Consider the following 24,327-nt stretch of genomic DNA (forward strand, 5'->3'; position numbering starts at 1 on the left):
AGGATGTCCGCACCACGGCATTCCCGGACCTTTTCAGGTGAGGCAACGTATCCCGCTCCACGGACCTTTCCTATGAGTCAATGCGCGGTGTTGCGCAGATCACATTTCCCACCTAACCTTGTAGAGGCTTATGCAGGAGGCCAAAGCACAAAGCTGCAGCGTCGCAGCTTTGGCAGGGGAAGGCCGTTTTTTTGAATTCGAAGCTCAACATTGTGGTGCGGGTGGATCTGGACCGCGCCCGTGCCCAGGTGATCGCCAAAGGCCATGTCACCGTCCACAGCGTCAACGCAATCTACGTGGTGGCCAAGCGGGCCAACGCACTGAAGCAGAACCTCCAGCTGGAACTCGACGTTTCCCACGCAAGTGTGGACCGGGAAGCCCTGGAGATGCTGCAGGCATCGTCGCAGCAGCACCATCTGCCCGTCCGGGTGGATCCGCAGCAGTCCGACTGCACCATCAGCGTCCTGGTCCCGATGCACCAGTACCATCCGGGCGCCCTGGCCGCGTAGCCAGGGCAAGGAATCCCCCAGCGCCCGCCCTTCGGGCCCCAGGGATCCACACCACCTTCATTTTTCAAAGCTTCCATCACCCGCGAGTGCGGCCGTACCTGAATACACGGGTAGCCGCACCGGGGTCATGGAAACCCTCTTTGCCCGGACCGATGACCGAATCCGGCTGTGGTCAGATCGCCAAGGAGCGGCGTTCGATGAGTACTGTGTCGCGCCATAGTCCCGCGTGTGGGCCGGGTGGCATCAGTGCGATGCGGCTTCTGCGTCCGACGATTGTGAACCCCGCTGTTTCGTGCAGACGGAGGCTGGTGTGGTTTTCGGGGAATACGCTGGCTTGGATGGTCCAAATTCCGGTGCTCTCGGTGGAGCCGATGAGGGCGTGCGGGAGGATCTTGCCGACGCCGAGGCCCCGGGTGTTAGCAGCTGTTAAATCCGCTGGACGGCCGGCCAGTCAGCCCGCGTCATGCAGCGAACGCTCACCACAGTCACAGAGTGGCCAGTATGCCGGCGACGTCGTCCAACGCCCCTGGGATCAGTGAGTAATAGGCCCAGGTGCCGCGCTTTTCGCGATGCAACAGACCGGCCTCGACCAGGATCTTCAAATGGTGGGAAACGGTCGGTTGGCCAAGGTCGAGCGGTTCGGTGAGGTCGCAGACGCAGGACCCACCTGACTCGCCTGCTTTGACAATGGAGAGCAGCCGCAGCCTGTTCGGGTCGGCCAGGGCCTTGAAGACGAGAGCTTTCTGCTGCGCTTCTTCAGCGTTCAGTGCCGGCCTTTCGGAGGGGACACAGCATGAGGCGTCGACGGCGGGCTCAAGAGCTTGCAGGGAGTTCATGTGTCCCATTATGCATGTGATTGACAATCATCGATATAGATGGTGATACTCCTGTATTGATCTTCATCAATTTATTGCTGAACTGCACAGGAGACCCGTGAGTATCCGGACCAATACACTGCCACCCCGCCATGACGAGGCCGCCGTCGTTGGCAAACTGTCCGCTCTGGACCGTTTCCTGCCGGTGTGGATCATCGCCGCGATGGCCCTTGGCTTGCTGCTGGGCAACTTGGTCCCCGGCTTGAATACGGCGTTGGAGGCAGTGAAGGTCGGCGAGGTGTCCCTGCCTATCGCCGTGGGGCTGCTGGTGATGATGTATCCGGTGCTGGCGAAGGTCCGCTACGACCAGGCGCACCGCGTTTTGGCTGACCGGAAGCTGATGATCACGTCCCTGGTCATCAACTGGCTCCTGGCCCCGGCGTTTATGTTCGCCCTGGCGTGGATCTTCATCCCGGACCTGCCCGAGTACCGCACGGGACTCATCATCGTGGGCCTGGCCCGTTGCATCGCCATGGTGATGATCTGGAACGACCTGGCCTGCGGTGACCGCGAATCCGCGGCCGTTCTGGTGTTCATCAACTCTGTCTTCCAGGTTGTCGCCTTTGGTGCCCTGGGCTGGTTTTACCTCCAGTGGCTCCCGGCGCTGCTGGGTCTGCCGACCACCAGCGCCGACTTCTCCTTCTGGGCCATCACAGCATCGGTGCTGATCTTCCTGGGGATCCCGCTGCTGGCCGGCTTCCTGACCCGCACCGTCGGCGAAAAGGCCAAAGGCAGAGACTGGTACGAGAACAGGTTCCTGCCCAAGCTCGGACCCTGGGCACTCTACGGGCTGCTCTTCACCATCACGCTCCTGTTCGCCCTGCAGGGCGGCACCATCACGTCCCGCCCCCTGGACGTGGTCCGCATCGCCGTGCCCCTGCTGGTCTACTTCCTGGTTGTCTTCGGCGCGGGAATGGTCCTGGGCCGGGTGCTCAACCTCGGGTACGCCAAGACCACAACCCTGGCATTCACCGCAGCGGGCAACAACTTCGAACTGGCCATCGCCGTGGCCATCGGCACCTTTGGGGTCACTTCCGGCCAGGCTCTCGCCGGGGTTGTCGGTCCCCTGATCGAGGTGCCCGTCCTGGTCGCCCTCGTCTACGCGGCCCTGTGGGCCCGCAAACGCTTCTTCCCCGCCGAACCCGCTGCCCTCTAGCCCCCGCGACGTCACTTGGAGAACGCCATGAGCACCGAACCCATCAAGAAGCCTTTCGTCCTGTTCGTCTGTGTCCACAACGCCGGACGTTCCCAAATGGCCGCCGCGTTCCTGACCACTCTTGGCAAGGGTGAGATCGAAGTCCGCTCAGCCGGCTCCCAGCCCGCCGAGAAGGTCAACCCGGCCGCCGTGGAAGCCATGGCCGAGCTCGGCATCGACATGTCCGCTGAAATCCCCAAGATCCTCACCACCGAGGCCGTCAAGGAATCCGACGTTGTGATCACCATGGGCTGCGGGGACGAATGCCCCTACTTCCCCGGCAAACGCTACGAGGACTGGGTCCTTGAGGACCCTGCCGGTCAGGGCGTGGCCGCCGTCCGCCCCATCCGTGATGAGATCAGGACCCGCATCGAGGGCCTGATCGCCTCGCTCGTCCCGGCCGCCAAGTAAACCACCCACGATCCAGTGAAGACCTTTCCCATCGCGGTCATCGGCGCCGGACCCATTGGTCTGGCTGCTGCCGCCCATCTGCTCGAACGGGGACTCGAACCGGTCATCTTCGAAGCTGGCCGTACGGCGGGCGCAGCCATTGAGCAATGGCGACACATCCGCCTGTTCTCCCCCTGGCGGTTCAACCTGGACGACGCAGCCGTCCGGGTCCTAAAAGCCACTGGCTGGGAGTCTCCCCGCCTCACCGCCCTGCCCAACGGCGGGGAACTCATCGATAACTACCTCATCCCGTTTGCCGCCACCCCGCAGATCGCTTCCCGGCTTCAGACCGGCGCCCGGGTCATCGCGGTGACCCGGCAGGGTATGGCCAAAACCCATGTCCGGGACCGCGACACCACGGCCTTCGTTGTCCGGGTCGAACACCACGGCGGCGAAACACGGGACCACACCGTGGCTGCCGTCATCGACGCCTCCGGCACCTGGTCCACCCGCAACCCTGTCGGCACCTCCGGCCTGCCGGCCATCGGCGAGACCACCGCAGGGAACCGGATCTCATCTCCCCTGCCCGACGTTGTTGACCGCGACCGCTCGGCCTTCGCCGGCCGCCGCGTTGTGGTCGTCGGGTCCGGCCACTCGGCAGCAAACACCCTGATCAACCTTACCGCCCTCGCAAAAGACGAAGCCGGCACCCGCATCCTCTGGGCCGTCCGTGGCGCGTCGGCCGAAAAGGTCTACGGCGGCGGCGAGGCAGACGGGCTGCCAGCACGTGGCCAACTCGGCTCCCGCCTCCGCCGCCTCGTCGAAGCCGGCATCATCGAACTGCACACTGGATTCGGCATCGCGGCCCTGAAGAACCTCGACTCACACGTGGAGGTCGAAGCCGTGGACGGTCGCACCATCGAAGCCGACGTCATCGTCCCCTGCACCGGCTTCCGCCCCGATTTGGAGATCCTGCGCGAACTGCGCCTGGACCTGGACCCCGCTGTTGAAGCCCCTACCGAACTCGGCCCGCTGATCGACCCTGAACTCCACTCCTGCGGCACCGTCCCAGCACACGGCGCGAAGGTTCTGGCCCACCCCGAAAAGGACTTCTACATTGTCGGGATGAAGTCCTACGGCCGGGCACCGACCTTCCTGCTCGCTACCGGCTACGAGCAGGTCCGCTCCGTCGCCGCAGCCCTCGCCGGTGACCAGGAATCGGCGGACACCGTCCACCTTGAACTGCCCGAAACCGGGGTATGCTCCGCAGACGCCGGCACCAGCTGCGACGTTCCCCCCGCAGTCGCCACAGGATCGCAGGAGCCCGAACCGGGCTGCTGCGCCGCGCCGGAACCGGCCAGGCCGAGCTTCCGGCAGGTCAGGAAGCCATCGATATCGGCTTAATATCCGGTTCCGGGTCGGTGCGCAGCCGGGCGTGGGTTTCCACGTCGTATCGTTCGGATCCGTACAGCAGTTTGCCGCGTTCGATACCCTCGGCGAGGAACCCGGCGCGGGCAGCCACCCGGCAGGACGCCGGGTTGTTGGTGCGGTGGCCCAGTTCCAGCCGGAACAGGCCGTCGTCGAACGCCCAGCCTGCCATCGTGGCCAACGCCCGTGCCGCGTACCCGTGACCGCGGGCCGGACCGGCCAGCCAGTAATATGCCCAGGCGGTGCCGTGGCGGCGTTCGATCGCTGAGAGGCCCACGTTTCCCACCACGGTGTTGTGGACGGTGATGGCCCAGTTGCGACGGGAATCGTTGAACGGAAGCTGGGCCAAGATGATGTCCCGGGCCTGTCCCACGGTGGCGGGACCGGCGCCGCCCAACTGGACCGCCAGTTCCGGACTGCCGGCAACGGCAGTCACCAGGGCCGGTGCGTCATCGGTGGTCCACGGGCGCAGTTCGACGGTCATGGTCTCCATGGTGCCCGATCCGGGAGCATCAAGGCTTCCACCCGCCCCGATGCGGCCGGCCCGCTATAGAATGGGGCCATCATGACCGGCGCCCGTTCCCGTCTTTTCGCTGGGCTTTTTGCCTTGGCAACCCTGCTCGCGGCCTGCACGCCCGCGACCGGCACCACAGCGCCCAGCACCGCCCAGGCTCCGTCACCATCCGCCGCCGCTGCAGCCGCGGGGGAAACCGCCGTCGTCCCTACCCCCGCGCCTACGGCCGCCCCGGAGCCGCTGCCAGGCACAACGCCGGCTCCCCCGCCGCCGGTCCCCCAGCCATTTGCCCTCAACCTGTACCAGGAAGGCGACTTTGTGCCGCAGTACACCTTCGATTGGTGCGTGGCCGCGAGCATCCAGATGGCGCACAACCTGATTGACGACACCGGCGGCGGCACGTGGAACGACCGTGCCCAGCAAAGCGCGTTGTGGGAGCAGGCCCGGGCAAAGTCAACCAATGCCTACAACGGCGCCAACCCGTTCGGCTGGGCCCAGGTGCTCACCGAAAGCGGCATGGGGCCGTACACCGTGGTCAGCATCGCTGACTATGGCGAGACGCTGCGGACGGCCGCGCGGGCCATCGCCGGGACCGGCAGGCCAGTGGGACTGGTGATGTGGAGCGGCCGGCACGCCTGGGTGATGAGCGGGTTCGAATCCGTTGGCGATCCGCAACAGTTCGCAGATTTCCCGGTGACCGGCATCCGCGTGGTGGACCCGCTGTATCCCTACGGCAGTGGACAGTGGGGCCCGTCGCCCGCCCCGAACAGCCTGCTGACCCCCGATGAGTTGGCCGCCCAGTTTGTGGTCCGCGAGCCGCGGCGCTGGAGCAGCGAGCTTCCGGCAGGCTACCTGCTGGTGCTGCCGCAGTAACTCAGCTGGCAGACGGATCCTCGCCGTTAGCCACAGTTTCGATCCAATCAACAGCCCCGTCAGAAAGCTGGAGGCCGTGTGGTGATTCGTTGGCCCAGCTGTGGGAATCAGTGGTGCCGCCCGCAGCGGCTTTGATGCCATCAACCACTGTCGGCGGCAACGGCTCGCCGTTGTGTTCAATCAGCCAGTCGCGGGTTTCTGCGTCGAGCAGCGGCCACCACACACGGATATCCATCAACACAGCATCCCACCGATGCGGCATCGGGTACACAGCTGCTTGTCAGCCAACTCCCGGCCAGGCACCGCTGGGCGCCCGGCCGGAATGGCTTCGCAGGTCAAACCGCGACGCGGGCCTCCAGCGCATCGGTGAGCAGCGCAATCAGGGCACCGAGCTGGATGTCCTCGGAGGAGGAAACATCCTCATCCGATCCATCCAGGGCACGGGCCGCAAGGCCGGCCTTGGAATCGATCAGCTGCGCCACCTTGGAGTCGATGGTCTGCGCAGCGATGATGCGCCAGGCGGTCACCGGCTCTTCCTGGCCGATGCGGTGCACGCGGTCAATGGCCTGCGTCTGCTCCGCGTCGGTCCAGGACAGCTCGGCCAGGACCACGTTGGAGGCAACCTGCAGGTTCAGGCCCACGCCGGCGGCGCTGAGTGAGCACACCACCACTGCCACGTCCGGATCGTTGATGAACGCGTCGATGTTTTCCTGGCGCTGCTTGGCGGTCTGGTCGCCCCGGATGGAGGAATAGCGCAGGCCGCGCTTGGCGAACGTCTCTTCTGCCACGTCCATCACGTCGATGTGCTTGGCGAAGAACACCACCTTGCCCACGTTGCGGGCCAGCTGCGCAGCGTAGTCCGCCGCGAGCCCGGCCTTGGCCTGGCCGATCCGGCGCATGACCCCAAAGACGTTCTCTTCGGAGCTGGCAGCCTTGGTGTCTTCCCGTTCCCAGCGGGCCACGCGGCGCACAAGCTCCTCGTCGATTCCCACCACCGGCACATTGGACTTCCGGTTTTCGATCGCCGAGTCGTAGCGCTGCACCAACCGGCGGGCCAGCTCGCGTTCGGCTGCGCGGATGGAGCGGCCGGCTTCGTCGTCCAACTCGACCGGGAGGTCGGCGATCCGCCGGGCCGGGATGTCGGCAGCCACGTCCACTTTCCGCCGTCGGACGATCCCCAGGTCCACCACGCTGCCCCGTGCCGCGGTGTAAAAACCGGAGTCGGCAGGGGTGAGGCCGTTATCCTCCAGCGCGCTCATGAGCCTGGCCAGGGGCTTTTTGTCGTCAATCCAGCCGAGGAACTGCCAGATGGCCCGGAAATCCTCGATGTCATTGATCAGCGGCGTTCCGGTCAGGGCCATCAGCAGCGGGCGGACCGTTCGCTCCCGGATCTGCTCGGAAAGCTGCAGGACATGCTGGGAACGCTGGGAGGTTTTGTTCTTGATGAAGTGGGCCTCGTCCACCACCATGCCGCGGAACCCGAAGCTGCCCAGCCATCCCACGTGACGGTCCAGCACCTCATAGTTGACCACCACAATGTCGGCGAACCCGTCGATGGTGTCGCCGTTGCCGTTGACCACGGTGGCGGTCCGTCGCGGCGCCCACAGCGCGGCTTCGCGGGCCCAGTTGGTCTTGACCACGTTGGGCACCACCACCAGCAGCGGGAATGCGTCAGCAGCTTCGGCGGCGAGCAGCGCTTGTGCGGTCTTACCCAGGCCGGGCTCGTCCGCCAGCAGGAATGTCCGGTGCCCATCCTTGGCGGCGGCCACGAGCTGCGCCTGGTGCTTCATAAGCTCCAGCCCGGCCGGGGCGCTGATACGGGAGTCGTTGGGCAGGTCCATGCAGGAGGAGGCGCCGCCGTATTCGAAGGACCTGAACAGTGGGCCCAGGAGTTCCCAGCTGCTGAGCCGGCCGGTGGGACGTTTGTGGTCCACTGCCGAAAAATCGGGGGCCAGGAAGGGGTTGGACAGCTGCCGGGACACCACCGACTGCGGCACCACGCTGCGTTCCGGAACCAGCGGGGCTGCATCCGGTTCGGGTGCGGGTTCCGGCGCGGCGGTGATTTCCACGCCTGCGGCACGCTGCATGTCACGCTTCAGGCTGGCTGCAGCGTCGGAGACAGGTGCGTCCTCGGGCAGGAGGATCAGCAAAGAGGTGTCCCTCGCAGCGGTCTTGGCCAGGATGGTGGCCACCCCGTCCAGGCGTTTAAGCTGCTCGTTGCGCTGCGCCTCGGTGCTGTCGGCGTCGGCCTTGATGCGGGCCCGCTCCTCGCGGACCAGCAAGGCCACCACCTGGAAGGTGGTGCGGCCGGAGGGCCGGACCTTGCCGTTCTGCGCGGCGGACTCGACTTCCCGGACGGCCCGGGCCAGGACCGGGATCATCCCCTCGTTGTCAAGATCGCGGACACGTCGGGGTGCGCGCTGCTGCGCACTGCCGCGGCGCTGGCCGCCGGTGCGGGCGGCACCGCCGGTAGCGGCACCCTTGCGGGTGGCGCCGGGTTGGCGTTGGCCTCGAGCCAAAAACTTCTCCTCCGTTGGACCGCAATGAGCGGACGGGCGGACCCGGCGTGGACGGCCGGGACTATCAGGCGCATGCCATCGGCCCCTTGCAGGACCTTGGTGACGCGGCCCGGACCCATCGGTCCCAGAGGGACCGGGGCGGCAGCGGATGTGCTGCCCCCGCGATGGGACCGGAAAACCCCGGGAGCCGTGACCGCCATGCACCGGACTGAAGCCAGGGCGAGAAGGGCGGAACGGCGCAGGGGCCGGTACTCCCCCCATCGTACCGTCCACACCGCTGATGCGTGACTTCCTGCATTTTCGACGGCGGGAACTTAGCCTTGCTTCGTTCGGCCGGGGACCGCCGCCGGGTTCAGCTTGCGGGGTCGTAGTGGAAAGCACGCACTTCCTGCGCGCACCTGCACGCCGCAGCGATCTTTGCTGCCCACTGCAAAGCCGCATCATGGGAAGGCAAATCCAGCACCGAATAGCCGCCTTCGAGCTGGCTGGTCTGCGGGTAGGTTCCCTCGTGCACCGACCCATCGCCGTCGACCATTACTGGTGGGATGCCCTCATCAATACCGCCGCCGAAGACCCAGACTCCGGCGTCCTTGGCTTCCTGGACCACAGCGTGGGATGCATCAACAACAGCCGGCATGTCCTCTTCCGGCACCACCATGGCGGCACTCGGAAACGAGATCAAGTATTTTCCCATCGCGTCGGCTCCTTCTTCGCAGCTTGGGTGCGTTCATCTTCGCCGACGGCGGCGCGGCACGCAAGGATCCAGGCATCCCGGTGCCTGTTATCTTGACGGTGGAATCATGGGCGATTGTCTTGGGGCTGGTCCTTCTCACCCAGCGGCCTGCGTGGGGTAGGCCTGCCCTGAAGTAAATGGCCTGGCAAGCCTGCCCGCGAGGGCACGGCCCTGGTTGAATCCGGCCCGGGCAGCGGGCAGGCGCAATGACAGGTCCATGGCACTGGGCCCGAAAAGGTGCGCGGATCCGCTGTCCGGGAACACCGTTTCCACGCGGCTGCCGCCGTCCCGCAGCTGATCCACTTGCGTTGCCAGGTGCAGCCCCCAGTCCACCGGCGTCCGCGACCTGCCACTGAACGGTGACAGCACCAGTACTTGCGCGTAGCCGGCCGCCAGGTCGGCATTGTCCGCGTTGGTCCGGTAGCCGCCGTCGATGTAGCGGCCATCGCCGATGCTGTACGGGGCGCCGCTGGAACAGCTCGCGGCAACAGCGTCCACCAGGTCAACCCCGCTGTGGCGGTCGAACACCACCGGGTCCCCGGTGCGCGCATCTACGGCAGTGATGAGCAGCCGCCTTTCCGGCCACTCCAGGCTGGGCAACCGGGAGGCGACGGTGGCGCGCCATCGCGCTTGCGTTGAAGCGGACGATGCCGGCACGGCCTCGAGCGCGGACGCGCCCATCCTGCGGCGCATGTCGGCAGCATCCGCCGCAGCGGCGATCACGGCGGCCGTCCGTTCCATCTGGGTGAGCACCGGCGCCGCGGCTTGCGCGCCACCGACGGGACCGGCGGCCGCATGCCGTGGCGGCGGGGCACCGGCGTCGAGGATGGCGGCCAGCAGGTCAGCCGGGTCCGCGCCGGTGATTTGCGCCGCAGCCGTTGATCCGGCCGAGGTCCCCACAATGAGGTCGGCCGCCGCTGCGTTCACGCCGGCGTCCTGAAGACCGGCGATGACGCCGATCAGCCAGGCGTTGCCGGTTGATCCGCCGCCGCCCAGGACCAGGGCCCGTTTGCCGGCCGTCGGCGCGCCAGCTCCCGGGGCGGAATGCAGGATTGGAGAATGTGTTGTGTTCATGGGAGTCGCCTTTTCGCGTAATGCCTAATGGAAGGCGCTCCCGGTGGCGGCTAGGACAACCGCGCGTCCGTGGACTCCAGGGGAGCACCCGGTGCTGGTACTGCGTTCACGGGTCCCACCTCCTGCCGGTTGTTCACGATTGTTTTGAAACTAGCACCTCGCACAAAGCAGCACAATCACTGAAGTGCGCCCATGCCTACCCGTTCCGGCCGGCGTAAACCGTGGCTGCCACAATGAACATGATCCCGATGACAGCGAACAGGCCACCGAAGGCCCGGATGTAGGCCGGCCTGGCGAAAAACGAGTTGGAGTAGTCAACGCCCATGGGCTTGAAGTCCTTGACCATGCCGGCGTACGCCTGCGCGGATCCGCGCACGTCGAAGACGAGGGCCAGCCCCAGCAGCACCGCGGCAACGCCTACAGCGCCGAACGTCCAGGGCACCACCTCAGCCGATTGCGCCTGGCCGGTGAAGGCCGCCAGCGGCACCGAAAGGAAGGCCACCGCGAACACGACCATATAGAGGACAAACAAGCCCTTCACCGGTTGCGGCAGTTTCCTCACAGCACGCCAGAGTTGCATCATGTTCCAATCCATCCGGGGCTGCAGCATCGCAGCGGATACAGACCAAGTAACTCATGGATCGGACACACACTGAGCCACCTTTGGGCCATCTTGAGGATCGGTTGCCAATTGGGCCCGGCCCCATGGAGTCAGAGGCTGTCCTCCTGCGCTGTCCCGGTTCGTGCCAGGAAATCACCGGCCCGCCGGAACTGCCTGAGCGTCACCACAAACAAGGCGGCCATAAAAGGAATCAGCGCGCACCACAGCCACTGGAACCAGGTCCATCCATCGCTGAAAGTGGTCAGCAACTGGGACACGTAAAGGAGCATGAACCCCGGGAACATCAGCAGGGTGGGGGCCAGGCCTTTACGCACCAGCGCAGCGGCGCCCCTCAGCATGGGTACTTGCCCGGGGATGGTCGGCTTTTTACCCTCGATCTGGTCCATCAAGGCTTTACGCTCCGGTTTCTCCAGCCAGATGAGCCCGCCAGCGTGCTTGGGCCGGACCAGCGGCGTGACCCGTTTGGCCGAATAAACCATGGAACCCACCAACGCGCCCAAAGCCGCGAAGGAGAGGCCAACGCCCAACTGGGCCACCCGCTCGTCGGGGTCGTTCCCGTAGATCCACAAGCCAACCACAAAACCGGCAGCAAGAAGGACCGCCACCCCCACAGGCAGGTAAATCCTGTAGAACTTCCACACGGCCTGACCGGTGCCTTCGTCCGTGACCCCGATGACGGCCCGCTCCGTCTTCGCCCACCGGACGGCCGGGTCGTCATTGTCCCAGTTCATCCCAGATCCCCGATCCCTTGTCCGCAGATCCTAACCTTCAAGGCCCGGATCTGCGGACAAGCTGAGGACCGGAACCTAGCCCGTCACCCCGGTGAGCTCGTTCGGGGTCTGGTCCAGGGTGCCGCTTCCGGTCACCGTGCCGGCCTCGATGTCCACCGCGTGGATGGTGTTGGTGGCGGGGTCGGTCACAAAGGCGGTGTGGTCGTTGACGAACACTGTGGGCCGCGGCTGCTGCCACTGCAGCGGCTCCTCCCAGGCGCCCACCACGGGGATGCTGCTGGTGACCTTGGCCGTATCCGGGTCGATTACGTGCAGGGAACCGTCCGTGCCCAGCACCAGGGCCTCACCATGCGGTCCGCGGGCCAGCGACCGGAAGCTGTAGCTGGTCCCCAGGTCTACCAAAGCAAGCTCCTTGGTTTTGGTGTTGATCAGGGAAATCTGCTCCGGGCGTTCCAGCTCGGCGTCCTTGTCCTTCTTGTAGTCCCCCAGCGTCACGGCGGACTCATCGGACCCGGCCTGGTTCCCGATCCGGCCGTACTCCGTGGGGCTGGCCACCTTGGTGATGGTCCCGGCGGAGTAGATCAGGACGCCGGTCTGGCAGCCGATCACCACGGCCTCACCCTCTGCAGTGGCTTCGCCGTGCACACCCGGGCAGTCCTCGTTCCGGGCAATCTCCTTGCCGTCCTTGTCCAGCACCACAATGCCGGGCCGGCTGTCTTCGTTGCCCAGGGTGAGGACCAGTTCGCCGTTGGCCAGTTCCACGGCCACGCCGTGGTGTGCTTCCTCGGCTTGGTGGGTCTGAACCTCAGGCTGGCCCTTGGCCAGGTCTGCCGAGTTGAAGATGCTGATCTCGCCGGTCCCGTCGCTGAACAGGATGGTCTTCCCGTCATGCCGCACCACGTGGCCGGGCTTGGACGTGGGGAACACGATGTCCGTCATGGCCGGGTCCTGCGCATGGTGGGTGGAGCCGTCGGTCCACACACCGGTATCCAGCACCTTGAAGCCCTCCGTGGTGGAGATGATGACGTGCCGCCCGTCCCCTGCCGGGTTGACGCGGTTGAAGCCGGCCAGGGGGTAGTCCCCCAGCACCTTGAAGGAGGCGCCGTCCAGGACCTGGATGCCGCCGTCGTACGTGGTGACGATGCGCGGCGCCGCTTCCGGAACCGTCGCGGCGGCAGACGCCGAAGTTGAGGTTCCGGTGGCCGGGCCGGCGGTTCCGCCGCAGCCGGTCAGCAGCAGGCCCGTGACGGCGAGCGCCGAGAGCAGCCGGATGGGCGAGGATCGGACAAGTGAAGTGCGGTGGTGCATGGGTGCTTCCTTTTCTGGGTGGGTGATGGCAAAAAATAAAGAATCAGGTCAGTGCGTCGGTGATGCGCTGGGTGTTGGACCGCATCATGTCCAGGTAGGTCTGGGCGCCGGAGCCGTCCGCGCCCAAGGATTCGGTGAACAGCGGGACCACGGCGATGTCCATCCCGGCTTCGGCGGCCAGGACCTGCGCCAGCCGCTCGGGCTGCGAGGAGTCCGCGAAGATCGCCACCACGCCGGCGTCGCGGATGGCGCCGGTCAGCCCGTTCAGGTCCGCAGAGCTGGGCGAGGCCAGCGTGGTGCCGCTGGGGATCACGGCGCCGATCACGTCGAACCCGAAACGCTGGGCCAGGTAGCCGAACACGTGGTGGTTGGTGATGAGCTTGCGGTGCGCGGCGGGAATGCCGGCGAAGCCTGCTTCCATGGCTGCTTCCAGCTCCGTCAGCTCTGCGGTGTAGCCGTCTGCCTGGGCCTGGATCACCCCGGCGTCCACCCCGGCCACGTGCCCTTCCAAGCTGTCCGCAATGGCCGCCACGGCCTGGCTGACGCGGGCGGGGTCGGTCCAGAAGTGCGGGTCCTGGGCGCCGGACCCGTGGCTGAACGCAAGGGGCTCGACGGCGTCCATCGCCGCGAGCGTCGGCACACCCGCCGCGGCGGCAGCTTCGACGTGGTTGAGGACGCCCTCTTCCAGCCCGCCGCCGTTGTGGATGATCAGGTCCGCGGCTTCGATCCGCGCTGCCTGCTGCGCCGAAATGCCGAAGGAATGCGGGTCCGCGTTGGCCTCCATCAGCACCAGCACCTCCGCCTGGTCCCCCACAACGTTCCGGGTGATGTCGCCCAGGATGTTGGTGGTCACCACCACGGTGGGCTTCGCGGCAGCCGCCGGCGAACAGCCTGCCAGCGCCAGCACCGCCAACGCGGCTGCCAGGGTGCCGGCCACCAGGCGCCTCACAGTCCGGTCTCCAGGACCAGGTCCGCGGCGGGGACGTCGAACGTGCGGGCCGCGCGCAGCCCATCGGCGTAGTCGAGTTCCAGGACCCTGGAGCCGGCGGGATCGCTGAGGTAGGCACGGGAGGCATCAACCCGAAGGGCGGGGACCGCAGGTTCGGAACCCGTGAGCGGCGCCAGCAGCGGAGCTTCCGCCGTCACTGCACCAGTCCGCGGGTCCAGGGTGCGCAGGACGCCGTCGACGCCGAGGGCCAGCACCCTGCGCGTGTCGCCCACGGCGGATGCGGCCACGGTCCGGGCGGGCGTGGGCAGCAACGTCCACGCCCGCGCGGACACGTCGAGGTGCCAGACGCCGGCGTCACCGGCAGGGCCGGCCAGTTCGTTGGACCCCGCCCGGTGTTCCAGGGAGGTGGCTGCCGGTACACCCGCGTTGGCCGCCGGGTACGGTATCCGCTCGGCGGCGAACGTGCCGTCCTCCTCCGTGATCAGCAGGGCGGCGTCGGCACAGGCCAGCACCACACCCACCCGGGTGGTGGCGGAGGCAGCGGGATCCTGGCAGTCCTGCCGGGCAAGGACGGTGGCATTGGCGTCGTCGCGCACTTCCACGCCGGAAGCCACGGCTGAACCCTCAGCCGCCACGCTGGCAATGAAGTGGCCTTCGTACGGAACCACCATCCCGCGGTGCGCGGAGGTGGTGATCCGGAAAGCTTCGTCGATGCTGCCCGCATCAAGGTCCTTGTGCCGGAAAACGGCTGCGTAGCCGCCGGTGTCCGAGAAGACGGCAAGGTCTTTGCCGTCCCCGGCGATGCTGCCCGGGTCCGGGACCTCAATGGTCCCCACGGTCCGTGGTTCGGAGCTGTAGTAGTGGGCGTGGTCGCCGTGGTCCACGGTCCAGGCGCCGGTGTCGAAGACCTCCACGTGCTCCGGCGTGGTGACCAGGGCGTAGCGGCCGTCCTGGTGGAGCGCGTCCACTTTGCCGAACCGGCCGGCGTCGGACGTGTCCCCAGTGAGCAGCGACAACAGCCGGGCCTCCCCCGTGGCGCTGTCGACAGTGAGCAGGCCGGTTTGCGGCTCCGGGTTTTCCTGGGCGCCGGCCACGTAGCCGTGGGGTGTGGCGGCCGGCTGGGACGGTTCAGCAGCAGTGGGAGCGGCGCAGGCTGAAAGCAGCAGGGGCAGGGCGGCGAGGAGGAGCGCGGGCTTAGGCATGGTGCGGTGCACTGGAGAAAGGTTCCGTTTCTGTGGAGGGTGCGGTGGGGCGGGGTGCGGGCCGGTTCAGGCGGACCAGGAACCGGACTGCAGCCGAGGCGAAGTAGGACAGGGCCGCGGTCAGGGCGATGGTGGCACCGGCGGCTGTGCCGGCGAACCAGGAGATCCAGAGGCCGGCCGCCACGCTGGCAATGCCCACCAGCGAGCCCAGGACCATCACGCCGCGGACGGACCGGGCCCACACCAGCGCGGCGGCAGGCGGCGCGATCAGCAGGCCGAACACCAGGAGGGTGCCCACCACCTGGAAGGACGCGGCCACGGCCAGGGTGATCAGGAACAGCAGCACAAAGTGGGCCAGTCGGGGACGCAGCCCCAGGCTGGCGGCTTTGTGCGGATTGAATGCGGCCGCCATAAAGGACCGGTGGAACACCGCGGCGGTGGTGAGGACAACGAGGCCGACGGCGGCCAGCACCAGCAGGTGCTCCGTCCGGACGGCCAGGACGTCCCCGAAGAGCGTGCCGGTCAGGTCCACGGCGAAACCGCCGGATGCGGACACGATGATCACGCCGAGTGAGAGCATCACGACAAACAGCAGCCCGATGGCGGTGTCCTGCGAGACGCGGCGGTTCCGGGTGATGGCCGAGACCCCGGCAGCCGTGGCCGCGGCGCTGATGGCAGCACCAAGGATGAGGTTGCCGCCCAGCAGCGAGGCAACGGCGATACCCGGCAATAGTCCGTGGGACATGGCATCGCCCAGGAAGGCCATGCCGCGCACCACCACCCAGGTGCCAACAACGGCGCAGAAGACCGACACCAGGGCGCCGCCCAGGAGGGCACGCTGGAAAAAGGACGCGTTCAGGGGATCAAGTAACCATTCCATCGCCGTTCACGATACATTAATAATGAGAATCATTCGCAACACATCAACGGAGCGCAATTGTCCAGGATCATTTTTGACGGGGCCGGGTTCGCCTACCCTGACCGGCCGGTGCTGGACAGCATCTCGCTGGCCATCATGCCCGGCTCCCACACGGCGCTGACCGGGACCAACGGGTCCGGCAAGTCCACCCTCCTGGGTCTGGCGGCCGGCATCCTGAAACCGTCAGCCGGGACCGTCACGCTTCCCGCAGGGCAGCGGCCGGTGTTTGTCATCCAGCACACGCACACCCCGGAGGTGATGCCGTGCACAGTCCGGCAAGCCGTGGAGATGGGCCGCTGGCCGCACCGCAGGGGCTGGCTCCCGCTGCGCCCGTCGGACCGGCGCGTGGTGGCGGAGGCCCTGGCGAGGATGGGGATCTCGGACCTGGCCGGCCGGCAGTTGACCGAATTGTCCGGCGGGCAGCGGCAGCGGGCCTTGATTGCCCAGGGCCTGGCGCAGCAGGCCGGCATCCTGATCCTGGACGAGCCCACCGCCGGGCTGGACAGCCACGCCAGGACACTGATCAGGGAAGCCATTGCTGCGGAGTTGGCGCGCGGGGTGACGGTACTGGAGGCAACCCACGACGACGGCGACATCGCCCTGGCGCACCGCGTCATTACGCTGGCGGGCGGCAAGGCGACGGCTGGCAAGGCGAACGCGGGCGCGGTTCGGGGCCGGCAGGGAGCGCCCGGCAGCCCTCAGGCGGCGGTTTCACCGGCATAGCCGGCTCCACCGCCGCCTGGCTCAGCGGCTCAGCTGAGTGTCCGGGCGAGCCCCAGCATGGCCAGGGCGAAGAGCGGGAACAGCCAGTTGGCAATCACCGCACCCACTTTGGCGCCTACACCGCCGGTTGCCTCGGCAGCGGTCAGCGGATCCGCGATGTTGTCATCCTGACCGGGACGGCGGGAGATGACGGTGTTCCTGACCGACAGGGCCACCATCACCACGGCGGTGCCCACAACCCACGGCAGCGGCTCGATGGCCAGCCACGCGTCCGCCTGTTCTGTCGGCGCCACGATGGCGGAAAGCAGCCCGGCCGCTGCGCACACCGCGGCGAGGCAGGCCAGCACCCACATGCGCCGGATGGCCGCCGTGAGGTAGAGCGGCAGGAATGCGATAAGCACCACGGGCAGGGCCAGGAGGGCCAGCTGCGCGGGCGAGACCAGCATCGTTTCGGACCTGACCCAGGCCATTATGGCCTGATTGAAGAGAAGGAAAGCCAGCAGGCCCAGGAGCGCGGGCCAGAGTGCCGTGCGCACCCAGTGGTGCGCCGGCGCAGCGGGCAGGTCCAGGGCGGCAGCATAGTCGCGCGCCGGCCCAAAGGCGTCCTCTGCCCGCTGGCCGGTGTCACCCAGGAGTTCGCGTGCACTTGCCACCGCGTCGCCGATGGCGCTGCCGTGCACCTGGCGCAAACGCAGCTCCAGGACGAGGTCGTCAAACCATTTTCTATCGGCGGTTTCCTGCATCATGTGGTGGACTCCTTTGTTTGGCGCTCGGGGTCGAGGTAGTGGGTGCTCAGGTGGGTGAAGCGCAGCCAGTCCGCGCTGAGGCGGGACAGTTCGGTCCGGCCCAGGGGGGTCAGGGCGAAGTATTTACGCCCTGGCCCGTTGACGCCTGCCTTCCACTCGGTGGAGACCAGGCCGGCCGTCTCGTAACGGGTGAGGAGCGGGTACAGGGTGCCGCCCTTGATGACGCCGAACCCGTGCTGCCCGAGTTCACTGATGATCGCGTAACCGTAGGAGGGCCCGGCCTGCAGCGCACGGAGGGCAAAAAAGCCGAGCGTGGCCCGGAGCCAGTCGCTGGGCCACTCGGCGCCGTCGGGCGGCTGTGGCGGTGAAGTGGAAACATCCATAGCTATATTGTCACTCTAAGTAGTTAGCCTGTAAAGCCCATGGAACCCGCCGCATCAAGAAGGCGCGCAAGGCCCGGTTAAAGAAAATGACAACCCAATGACACATCTGTCACGTTGTCTGGTTTTGGTTTGCGGACTCCCGTATCCTGACCGTGTCAGTGCTTGGGGGCCGCGGACACCTGGGGTGCTTTGCGGGCCGACCGAGCAGGAAACGTCTCTCCTATCGGTCAAGGCAAGGTCTCAGAAATGCACACACCCTCATCACGCACACGCAAAATCGCCATGTTCGCTTCCGCTCCCGTCGCCCTCCTGATTGCCGGCGGCATGGTCTGGCAGGGTTCGCAGGCTGCCTTTACGGCCTCCACCCGCAACGCCGGCAACTCCTGGAGCACCGGCAACGTGGTGCTTACGGACGATGACCTCGGCGCTGCGGCGTTCCACGTGGAAAACATCGTCCCGGGCCAGACGGGCCAGAAGTGCATCGTTGTTACGTCCCAGTCCAATGTGGCCGGCGAAGTCCGGGCCTACACCCAGAACCTGGTCACCTCAAAGGGCCTGGAAAACCGGATCTTCTTCGACCTTGAGCAGGGCACGGGTGGATCGTTCAACGACTGCACCGGGTTCACGCCCACGGCCAACACGGTCCCTGAACTGCCGCTCTCCACCCTGGCCACCGTCAACCGCGACTTCGCCACCGGCGGGGCTCCGTGGGACACCACCGGCACACCCGGCGAGACCCAGAGCTACCGCGGCACCTGGCGCTTCGACACCACCAACCTGAGCCAGGACGAGGTCAACGCCCTGCAGGGTGCCCGCGTGAGCATCGACCTCGTGTGGGAACTCCAGTCCGACAACGCTCCCACCACCCCGTAACTCCGGCCTGGCAACCACAGCGCTGTGAACCGGGAAAGGCCCGGGTCTGCACCGGGTCTTTCCCGGGGAGCAGGACTGTTCTCCGCTGACGGCTGGGTGCGTTTCATCGCATCCATCGCGTCGCGGCTTTATCTGGGTGTGCTGCTGAGCCTTGCCCTGTTCGCGGTGCTCCCGGCGCTGTTCGGCTGGCACGGCACCGTGGTGCAGAGCGGGTCCATGGAGCCGCACATCTCCCCCGGCGACGTGGTGCTCGCCGCGGCGTTGAACCCGGAACACCCGGTGCCCGTGGGCGGCGTGGTGGAGTACCACAGCCCAGCGGAGGCCGAGCCCGGCGGCGTGGCAAAAACCCGCCTGCACCGCATCGTCGCTGCGAACACGGATGGCACGTTTGTCACAGCCGGCGATGCCAACACCACCGTGGACAGCACCCCCATTGTCCGCGACCAGATTAAGGGCCAGGCACGCCTGCTTATCCCCGCCGTGGGCCTGCCCGGGCTGTGGCTGGGCAGCGGCAACCTTTCCGCCCTGGCCCTGTGGTCAGTCATTACCCTGGTGGCCGTGGTGGCCGCAGTTTTCGGCGTTACCGGCCGCAGCCGCCCCGGTGACGGCGATGACGGCGGCAGCCCTGATGACGAGGGCGACGACTCCGGACCCGATGGCGGTGGGGATGACGACGGCGGAACGGACGACGACGAACCCTCGCCGCTGCAGAAAGCCGGCACCGCCATGGGCATCGTCGCCGTCCTGGTCACCGTGGTGGTGATGGGCGCCAGCGTGTTCTCCTCGGCCGCGTTCACGGCCACGACGGCCAACGCCGCGAATTCGTTCGGCACGGCACTGGACTGGATGCCGCCGTCGGCCGTCCTGGTCAATCCCGGCCCCACGGTGAAGGGGACCGTGGCGCTGACCGCCGAAGCCTCGGACGCCGAGAGCGGCATCCGCAATGTGGCGATCCAGTACGCCCCCGCCGCCACTGGTGTGTACGTGACCCTGTGCACCGCCGTGTCCGCACCGTATTCATGCGGCTGGAACACCGCTGCCGTGCCCGACGGCGCCTACCTGCTGCGCGCCACCGCAACGGATAAATCCGGCCTCACCACCACCACGGAACCCATCAGCACCTCCGTGGCCAACTCGTTTGCGGTGTCCCTGCCCGACCCCGGCGAAGTGGTCCGCGGCAACGTCAACCTAAGCCCCGTCCTCAGCAACGCAGGCCCGGGCACATACACGGTGCGGGTGGAGTACGCCGCGGCCGGTACCACCAACTGGAAAACGCTATGCCCGAACCAGGTGGCGCCGGCCCCCTGCACCTGGGCAACGGCCACGTACAGCAACGAATCCTATGACCTCCGCGCGGTGGCGGTCTCCGGCGGCACCACCACCTACTCCCCGGTCCTGCCGGACATCCTGGTGGACAGCCAGGCCCCCACGGTGGCCCTGACGGACCCGGGCGCCACCATCCGCGGTACCGCCAACTTCACGGCGACGGCGGCAGACGCGGTGTCCGGCGTCGCCCAGGTGCAAGTCCAGTACCTCCGCTCAGGCACCAGCACCTGGGTGACCATGTGCGCCGTGGAGGAGTCACCGTACACATGCCGGTTCGACACCACCAAGCTGGCCAACGGCCAGTACAGCTTCCGGGCCATCGCCACAGACGACGCCGGCAACACCGCCACCACCTCCGCCACCTCTCTTCGGACCGTGGACAACACGGTGGGCTCGGTCTCCATGGAGGATCCGGGAGCGTACCTCACCGGAACCGTCGCCCTGCAGGCCGCGGCAAACTCGACGGCGGGCATCACCAACGTGCGCCTCCAGACGGCCCCGGCCGGAACCACCACCTGGACCACCCGCTGCACAGTGGGCACCGCACCGTACTCCTGCACCTGGAACACCACCGCCGTGGCCGACGGGCTCTACGACGTCCGCGCCATCCTGCTTGAAAGCACCGGCAAGGAAACCATTTCCGCCACAGTGTCCGGCCGCAGGGTGGACAACAGCCCGCTGCGCGCGGCGGACATCCAGGCCACCAACGGCGGGGTGCTGGGCCGGGTGGACGCCGGGGACACCATCAGCTTCAGCTACAGCCAGCAGGTCAACCTGGCCACCGTGACGCCCGGCTGGAACGGAGCCGCACTGCCTGTGACGGTCCGGCTGCGGGACGGCAACCTGCTGGGCCAGGGCAACGCTGTTGACACCCTGGACATCCAGCGGACCGGCAGCACCGTGAACTTGGGGGCCGTCAACACCAAGGGCAACTACGTCAAGAACCGCAAGACCGTCACCCTGAACGGCACCATGACGGCGGCCACGGTCACGGTCAACGGGGTTCCGCGCACGGTGGTCACCGTGACAGTGGGCACCGTGGCAAGCGGCGCCGGCAGCCTGCGCAGCTACACCACCCCGGTGAACATGGTGTGGACGCCGACGGCGGCCGTCACCAACGCGGCCGGCGTCGCCTCTTCCCTGGCGCCCGCCACGGAGACGGGAACGCTGGACCGCGACTTCTAAAGGTCCGGCTTCCCTTCGCTTCACAGAAACTGCACAGCCTGCCCAAAGATGCGGCATACCCACGCCCGCCAGCCTGGTTTTATGCCCTTTGAGCCTGCCTGGCCGCCGCACAAGGTGGTTCTTAACGAGTTCTTAAAAGCCGCGGCACAAAATCAAGGGGACGATACATCCTGCCGAAGGGTCCCATGTTTCCGCCGTCCACACGCCACCCTGCCCGGGTTCAACCCATCCCTGCGCCCAAACACGCCCTGTCCATAGGGCTGGTGCTCGCGGCAGCGGTGATCGCTGCGGGGCTGGTGATCCGGTTTGTCCCGGAGGTGACGACAGCTGAGCTGGCGGCTGTGGAGGATTTCAGCCGTAACCACAGCCCTATGCTGACCGGGGTGGCCCTGGTCCTGAATGTGCTTTTCGGGCCGGTCTCCGGCGGGCTGATGGTCACTGCCACCACCTTGTATCTCCTGCTGATCAAGCACGCCCGGCCGGGCGCTGCCCTGTTTGCCGCCACCGTGGCCAGCGGGTGGCTGACCTGCCAGCTGTTCAAAGTCGTCATCGGCAGGATCCGGCCCGATCCCGCGCTTCTGTTCGATCCGCTCGTACCGGAACCGGTGTCCAACAGCTTTCCCAGCGGACACACGTCGCTGGCCGTGGCCCTGACCTTGGCTTTGTTCCTCCTGGTCCGTGGAACCCGGTGGGCCAAACCGGTCCTGATCGCAGGGGCATTGACAGCGGTGGTGGTCGCTTGGTCCCGGGTCTACATCGGGGCCCATTACCCGTTGGACGTTGTTGCCTCATTCCCGGCAACGGTTGCCGCTGTCCTCATCATGGCCGGGATCTGGAACCGGCACGTGCCTGCCCTCGGGGCCGCCCTCCGGTCCCGGCCCGCAACCCCTCCCCAGTGAAAGAAGCCCTTATGCAATCCCTTGCCCTCGCACCGGCGCTGAACCAGGCATCACTCCTGCCCATCCTGGACCCTGCCAGCCTGTTGCAGGGGCTGGGGCCGGCAACCCTCGGCGTCGTGGCCCTGATGGTCTTCATCGAGTCCGGTGTCCTGTTTCCGTTCCTGCCAGGGGACTCGCTGCTCTTCACCGCCGGGCTCCTGCACCAGCAACTGAACCTGACACTGCCCGTGCTGATCACGGTGGTCAGTGTTGCCGCGATCGCGGGCGACCAGGTGGGCTACTTCCTGGGCCGCCGGTTCGGACGCCGCTGGTTCTCCGATGATGCCCGGATCCTGAAAACCGCGCACCTGGCGCAGGCCGAGGAGTTCTTCCGGCGCCGCGGCGGTCCTGCACTGGTCCTGGCCCGTTTTGTCCCGGTGGTCCGGACCTTCGCGCCCCTGAGCGCCGGCATCGCCCGCTACCACTACAAGTCCTTTCTGCTCTGGAACATCACCGGAGCGGTCCTCTGGGCAGTTTCCGTGACCCTGCTTGGTTCCTGGCTGGGGCACTACGATTTCGTGGCAAACAACATCGACGTGATCGCCGTTGTTATGGTCCTGGTCTCCGTGCTGCCGTGGGGCATCGAGTTCCTCAAACACAGGCGCGCCCGCACGTCGGGGGCGGACAGCGCGCAAGAATAGACCCGTGACCGCCGCTGACCTCAAACCGTCGCTTCTTCTGGTTGAAGACGACCCCGCCCTCGGGCCCTTGATCGCCGAGCTCCTCGGGCCCGATTTCCAGGTCCATCTTGCCGTCGACGGTCCCGGGGGCCTGCAGCAGGCACGGGTCCGGGCGTGGGACGTTATGGTCATCGACAGGGGCCTGCCGGGCATGGACGGTATCGCGTTGATCGCCTCGCTGCGTTCCCAAGGGGTTGCCACACCCATCCTGATCCTCACAGCCCTGGGCGCCATCGATGAGAAGGTCCGCGGGCTCGATGCGGGCGCGAACGACTACATGACCAAACCCTTCGACGCCACGGAGTTGGGGGCCCGGCTGCGTGCACTCACCCGCAGCTACACACGGGCGCCGAGGATCACCGGGATTGGTGACTGGGAACTGGACCGTGCCACGAGGTCCATCCGGTCCATCCACGGCTTCAATGCCTCCCTGACCGCCACGGAGTCCGAGCTGCTGGCGGCCCTGGCCGCCGAACCGGGCAGGGTCTTCACCCGGGAGGAACTCCTCATCGCCACGAACAGCCAAGGTGAACTCTCAGGCGCGATTGACACCTACGTCCACCACCTCCGCCGGAAAATCTCCAAATCAATCATCCGGACGGTCCACGGACTCGGGTACCAGATCGGCGAAGCCCGTGATTAGGAGCACCGACCCCACAGACCAGGACCAGCAGGTCCTGCGGAAAGCCGCCCTGAAAATTGCCCTGCGGATCAGTGCTGTCTGCGCCCTCCTGGTGCTCTGCCTCCTGGCCGCAGCCACCCTGTACCTGCTCAACCAGGCCGGCCACCCGGAACCGATCGAAACCGGTGCCGTCTACGCCTACCTGGACACCAACGACCTGGTCGAAGCCATGATCATCGCCGGCGTAGCCGGAACGCTGCTCGCCGGCGGCATCGGCTGGCTCAGCGCACGCAGTGCCATCCGTCCCCTCGGCGAAGCGCTGGCCCTGCAGCGACGCTTCATCCAGGACGCCAGCCACGAAATGCGCACCCCGCTGGCCATCCTTGACGCCAGGATCCAGCTCGCCCAACGCACCACCACACCGGACACACCCACCGGCCAGGCACTGGCCCGGATCCGGGCCGACACCGCCTCCCTCACATTAATCGTCAACGAACTCCTCGAATCCGCCACCGGGACACCACACCAACCGAACGGATCCCCTGCCGACGTTGCCGGCGTCGCCAAAGACGTGATGGACAACATCCGGCCACTGGCAGCAAAGCGGGGCATCACCCTGGAGTACTCCGGCAGCGGGCAACCGCGGGCTAACATTCCGCCCCAACGACTGCACCGCGCCATCCTGGGCCTGGCCGAAAACGCACTCGCCCACACACCACCCGGGGGACATATCACCATCGCTGCCAGCACTACGGGCAACCGGGCAACCATTACCGTCACCGACTCGGGAACCGGCATCACCGGCATTGACCGCGACCGGATCTTTGACCGGTTCGCGCGAACCACGCACCAGCGTGACGGCCAGGAACCCCGCAGCTTCGGCATCGGGCTGTCCCTGGTCCGCGACATCGCGGCCGCTGCAGGCGGTACCGCCGAAGTGTTGCACACCGGTCCGGAGGGCACCGGCATGAGAATCGACCTCCCCCTGGCAACAAGCTGACCGCCGGCCG

At 66.9% G+C, this 24,327-nt stretch carries 26 protein-coding genes; 12 read left to right on the forward strand and 14 right to left on the reverse strand.

From position 1 onward, the window contains the following. Window positions 1–191 precede the first annotated feature (191 nt). Window positions 192–509, forward strand: a complete 318-nt coding sequence (locus ACRB8A_RS14735) for a hypothetical protein (RefSeq protein ID WP_432244959.1) — start codon at window positions 192–194, stop codon at window positions 507–509. Between the two features lie 485 nt (window positions 510–994). On the opposite strand, the gene ACRB8A_RS14740 is transcribed toward ACRB8A_RS14735, so the two are convergent. Then, entirely contained in the window at window positions 995–1,345 is a 351-nt protein-coding gene (locus ACRB8A_RS14740; protein ID WP_432244960.1) for an ArsR/SmtB family transcription factor, read from the reverse strand. A gap of 97 nt (window positions 1,346–1,442) precedes the next feature. Between ACRB8A_RS14740 and arsB the strand changes: the two genes are divergently transcribed. From arsB to ACRB8A_RS14755, 3 genes are read left to right on the forward strand one after another with little or no spacing between them, the layout of a single operon-like run. Beyond that, window positions 1,443–2,540: an ACR3 family arsenite efflux transporter gene (arsB, locus tag ACRB8A_RS14745; protein ID WP_432244961.1), complete on the forward strand. Its 1,098-nt coding sequence runs from the start codon at window positions 1,443–1,445 to the stop codon at window positions 2,538–2,540. A gap of 27 nt (window positions 2,541–2,567) precedes the next feature. Further along, window positions 2,568–2,990: an arsenate reductase ArsC gene (locus ACRB8A_RS14750; protein WP_432244962.1), complete on the forward strand. Its 423-nt coding sequence runs from the start codon at window positions 2,568–2,570 to the stop codon at window positions 2,988–2,990. Window positions 2,991–3,005: 15 nt separating this feature from the next. Next, window positions 3,006–4,373, forward strand: a complete 1,368-nt coding sequence (locus ACRB8A_RS14755; RefSeq protein WP_432244963.1) for an NAD(P)-binding domain-containing protein — start codon at window positions 3,006–3,008, stop codon at window positions 4,371–4,373. Here ACRB8A_RS14755 and ACRB8A_RS14760 read toward each other — a convergent pair. Beyond that, window positions 4,348–4,881, reverse strand: a complete 534-nt coding sequence (locus ACRB8A_RS14760; RefSeq protein ID WP_432244964.1) for a GNAT family N-acetyltransferase — start codon at window positions 4,879–4,881, stop codon at window positions 4,348–4,350. The genes ACRB8A_RS14755 and ACRB8A_RS14760 overlap by 26 nt on opposite strands. 81 nt (window positions 4,882–4,962) lie before the next feature. Between ACRB8A_RS14760 and ACRB8A_RS14765 the strand changes: the two genes are divergently transcribed. After that, on the forward strand, window positions 4,963–5,784 hold the full coding sequence (locus tag ACRB8A_RS14765) for a hypothetical protein (protein WP_432244965.1): 822 nt from the start codon (window positions 4,963–4,965) through the stop codon (window positions 5,782–5,784). Between the two features lies 1 nt (window position 5,785). Here ACRB8A_RS14765 and ACRB8A_RS14770 read toward each other — a convergent pair whose 3' ends face one another. From ACRB8A_RS14770 to aztB, 10 genes are all read right to left on the reverse strand, one after another. After that, on the reverse strand, window positions 5,786–6,019 hold the full coding sequence (locus ACRB8A_RS14770; RefSeq protein WP_432244966.1) for a hypothetical protein: 234 nt from the start codon (window positions 6,017–6,019) through the stop codon (window positions 5,786–5,788). A gap of 100 nt (window positions 6,020–6,119) precedes the next feature. After that, a complete protein-coding gene (locus ACRB8A_RS14775; protein ID WP_432246047.1) occupies window positions 6,120–8,165 on the reverse strand; it encodes a DEAD/DEAH box helicase in 2,046 nt (681 codons plus the stop codon). Window positions 8,166–8,655: 490 nt separating this feature from the next. Continuing rightward, complete coding sequence (locus tag ACRB8A_RS14780; RefSeq protein WP_432244967.1) at window positions 8,656–8,997, reverse strand: YciI family protein; 342 nt, start codon at window positions 8,995–8,997, stop codon at window positions 8,656–8,658. 135 nt (window positions 8,998–9,132) lie between these two features. Beyond that, entirely contained in the window at window positions 9,133–10,110 is a 978-nt protein-coding gene (locus ACRB8A_RS14785; RefSeq protein ID WP_432244968.1) for a patatin-like phospholipase family protein, read from the reverse strand. A gap of 196 nt (window positions 10,111–10,306) precedes the next feature. Beyond that, a complete protein-coding gene (locus ACRB8A_RS14790; protein ID WP_432244969.1) occupies window positions 10,307–10,693 on the reverse strand; it encodes a hypothetical protein in 387 nt (128 codons plus the stop codon). Window positions 10,694–10,821: 128 nt separating this feature from the next. Then, window positions 10,822–11,463 carry a hypothetical protein gene (locus tag ACRB8A_RS14795; RefSeq protein WP_432244970.1) on the reverse strand — a complete coding sequence of 214 codons (642 nt, stop codon included), beginning with the start codon at window positions 11,461–11,463 and terminating at the stop codon, window positions 10,822–10,824. 75 nt (window positions 11,464–11,538) lie between these two features. Then, entirely contained in the window at window positions 11,539–12,771 is a 1,233-nt protein-coding gene (gene aztD / locus ACRB8A_RS14800) for a zinc metallochaperone AztD (RefSeq protein ID WP_432244971.1), read from the reverse strand. A gap of 43 nt (window positions 12,772–12,814) precedes the next feature. Continuing rightward, on the reverse strand, window positions 12,815–13,711 hold the full coding sequence (gene aztC, locus ACRB8A_RS14805) for a zinc ABC transporter substrate-binding protein AztC (protein ID WP_432246048.1): 897 nt from the start codon (window positions 13,709–13,711) through the stop codon (window positions 12,815–12,817). A 5-nt stretch (window positions 13,712–13,716) separates the two neighbouring features. Next, on the reverse strand, window positions 13,717–14,922 hold the full coding sequence (locus ACRB8A_RS14810) for a hypothetical protein (RefSeq protein ID WP_432244972.1): 1,206 nt from the start codon (window positions 14,920–14,922) through the stop codon (window positions 13,717–13,719). Continuing rightward, complete coding sequence (gene aztB, locus ACRB8A_RS14815; protein WP_432244973.1) at window positions 14,915–15,802, reverse strand: zinc ABC transporter permease AztB; 888 nt, start codon at window positions 15,800–15,802, stop codon at window positions 14,915–14,917. Before aztB ends, ACRB8A_RS14810 begins: the two co-directional genes overlap by 8 nt. 57 nt (window positions 15,803–15,859) lie before the next feature. Here aztB and aztA point away from each other — a divergent pair, with 57 nt between their 5' ends. Next, on the forward strand, window positions 15,860–16,564 hold the full coding sequence (aztA, locus tag ACRB8A_RS14820; RefSeq protein ID WP_432244974.1) for a zinc ABC transporter ATP-binding protein AztA: 705 nt from the start codon (window positions 15,860–15,862) through the stop codon (window positions 16,562–16,564). A 29-nt stretch (window positions 16,565–16,593) separates the two neighbouring features. On the opposite strand, the gene ACRB8A_RS14825 is transcribed toward aztA, so the two are convergent. Both ACRB8A_RS14825 and ACRB8A_RS14830 read right to left on the reverse strand, forming a co-directional pair. Next, window positions 16,594–17,310, reverse strand: a complete 717-nt coding sequence (locus ACRB8A_RS14825; RefSeq protein ID WP_432244975.1) for a hypothetical protein — start codon at window positions 17,308–17,310, stop codon at window positions 16,594–16,596. Beyond that, window positions 17,307–17,693, reverse strand: a complete 387-nt coding sequence (locus ACRB8A_RS14830) for a PadR family transcriptional regulator (protein ID WP_432244976.1) — start codon at window positions 17,691–17,693, stop codon at window positions 17,307–17,309. Before ACRB8A_RS14830 ends, ACRB8A_RS14825 begins: the two co-directional genes overlap by 4 nt. 246 nt (window positions 17,694–17,939) lie before the next feature. On the opposite strand from ACRB8A_RS14830, the gene ACRB8A_RS14835 reads away from it, so the two are divergent. From ACRB8A_RS14835 to ACRB8A_RS14860, 6 genes are all read left to right on the forward strand, one after another. After that, entirely contained in the window at window positions 17,940–18,566 is a 627-nt protein-coding gene (locus ACRB8A_RS14835) for a hypothetical protein (RefSeq protein ID WP_050683495.1), read from the forward strand. A gap of 96 nt (window positions 18,567–18,662) precedes the next feature. Further along, window positions 18,663–21,077: an Ig-like domain-containing protein gene (locus tag ACRB8A_RS14840; protein WP_432244977.1), complete on the forward strand. Its 2,415-nt coding sequence runs from the start codon at window positions 18,663–18,665 to the stop codon at window positions 21,075–21,077. A gap of 185 nt (window positions 21,078–21,262) precedes the next feature. Next, window positions 21,263–21,976, forward strand: a complete 714-nt coding sequence (locus ACRB8A_RS14845) for a phosphatase PAP2 family protein (protein WP_432244978.1) — start codon at window positions 21,263–21,265, stop codon at window positions 21,974–21,976. An 11-nt stretch (window positions 21,977–21,987) separates the two neighbouring features. Continuing rightward, on the forward strand, window positions 21,988–22,656 hold the full coding sequence (locus ACRB8A_RS14850; RefSeq protein WP_432244979.1) for a DedA family protein: 669 nt from the start codon (window positions 21,988–21,990) through the stop codon (window positions 22,654–22,656). A 4-nt stretch (window positions 22,657–22,660) separates the two neighbouring features. Next, on the forward strand, window positions 22,661–23,338 hold the full coding sequence (locus ACRB8A_RS14855; protein ID WP_432244980.1) for a response regulator transcription factor: 678 nt from the start codon (window positions 22,661–22,663) through the stop codon (window positions 23,336–23,338). Then, window positions 23,331–24,317, forward strand: coding sequence for a sensor histidine kinase (locus tag ACRB8A_RS14860; protein ID WP_432244981.1), 987 nt, complete (start codon window positions 23,331–23,333; stop codon window positions 24,315–24,317). Before ACRB8A_RS14855 ends, ACRB8A_RS14860 begins: the two co-directional genes overlap by 8 nt. The last annotated feature ends 10 nt before the right edge of the window (window positions 24,318–24,327 follow it).

Origin of the sequence: Arthrobacter sp. G.S.26, assembly GCF_050847375.1 — a bacterium.
GTDB lineage: Bacteria > Actinomycetota > Actinomycetes > Actinomycetales > Micrococcaceae > Arthrobacter.

Excerpts from the sequence above, each read along its gene's own strand:
- ACRB8A_RS14760 (WP_432244964.1), bottom strand. The coding sequence starts at position 4,881 with ATGACCGTCGAACTGCGCCCGTGGACCACCGATGACGCACCGGCCCTG.
- ACRB8A_RS14770 (WP_432244966.1), bottom strand. The coding sequence starts at position 6,019 with ATGGATATCCGTGTGTGGTGGCCGCTGCTCGACGCAGAAACCCGCGAC.
- aztD (WP_432244971.1), bottom strand. The coding sequence starts at position 12,771 with ATGCACCACCGCACTTCACTTGTCCGATCCTCGCCCATCCGGCTGCTC.
- ACRB8A_RS14825 (WP_432244975.1), bottom strand. The coding sequence starts at position 17,310 with ATGATGCAGGAAACCGCCGATAGAAAATGGTTTGACGACCTCGTCCTG.
- ACRB8A_RS14790 (WP_432244969.1), bottom strand. The coding sequence starts at position 10,693 with ATGATGCAACTCTGGCGTGCTGTGAGGAAACTGCCGCAACCGGTGAAG.
- ACRB8A_RS14835 (WP_050683495.1), top strand. The coding sequence starts at position 17,940 with ATGCACACACCCTCATCACGCACACGCAAAATCGCCATGTTCGCTTCC.
- ACRB8A_RS14810 (WP_432244972.1), bottom strand. The coding sequence starts at position 14,922 with ATGCCTAAGCCCGCGCTCCTCCTCGCCGCCCTGCCCCTGCTGCTTTCA.
- ACRB8A_RS14850 (WP_432244979.1), top strand. The coding sequence starts at position 21,988 with ATGCAATCCCTTGCCCTCGCACCGGCGCTGAACCAGGCATCACTCCTG.
- ACRB8A_RS14830 (WP_432244976.1), bottom strand. The coding sequence starts at position 17,693 with ATGGATGTTTCCACTTCACCGCCACAGCCGCCCGACGGCGCCGAGTGG.
- ACRB8A_RS14775 (WP_432246047.1), bottom strand. The coding sequence starts at position 8,165 with ATGATCCCGGTCCTGGCCCGGGCCGTCCGGGAAGTCGAGTCCGCCGCG.
- ACRB8A_RS14740 (WP_432244960.1), bottom strand. The coding sequence starts at position 1,345 with ATGAACTCCCTGCAAGCTCTTGAGCCCGCCGTCGACGCCTCATGCTGT.
- aztB (WP_432244973.1), bottom strand. The coding sequence starts at position 15,802 with ATGGAATGGTTACTTGATCCCCTGAACGCGTCCTTTTTCCAGCGTGCC.
- ACRB8A_RS14750 (WP_432244962.1), top strand. The coding sequence starts at position 2,568 with ATGAGCACCGAACCCATCAAGAAGCCTTTCGTCCTGTTCGTCTGTGTC.
- ACRB8A_RS14785 (WP_432244968.1), bottom strand. The coding sequence starts at position 10,110 with ATGAACACAACACATTCTCCAATCCTGCATTCCGCCCCGGGAGCTGGC.
- ACRB8A_RS14795 (WP_432244970.1), bottom strand. The coding sequence starts at position 11,463 with ATGAACTGGGACAATGACGACCCGGCCGTCCGGTGGGCGAAGACGGAG.
- ACRB8A_RS14765 (WP_432244965.1), top strand. The coding sequence starts at position 4,963 with ATGACCGGCGCCCGTTCCCGTCTTTTCGCTGGGCTTTTTGCCTTGGCA.
- ACRB8A_RS14845 (WP_432244978.1), top strand. The coding sequence starts at position 21,263 with ATGTTTCCGCCGTCCACACGCCACCCTGCCCGGGTTCAACCCATCCCT.
- ACRB8A_RS14780 (WP_432244967.1), bottom strand. The coding sequence starts at position 8,997 with ATGGGAAAATACTTGATCTCGTTTCCGAGTGCCGCCATGGTGGTGCCG.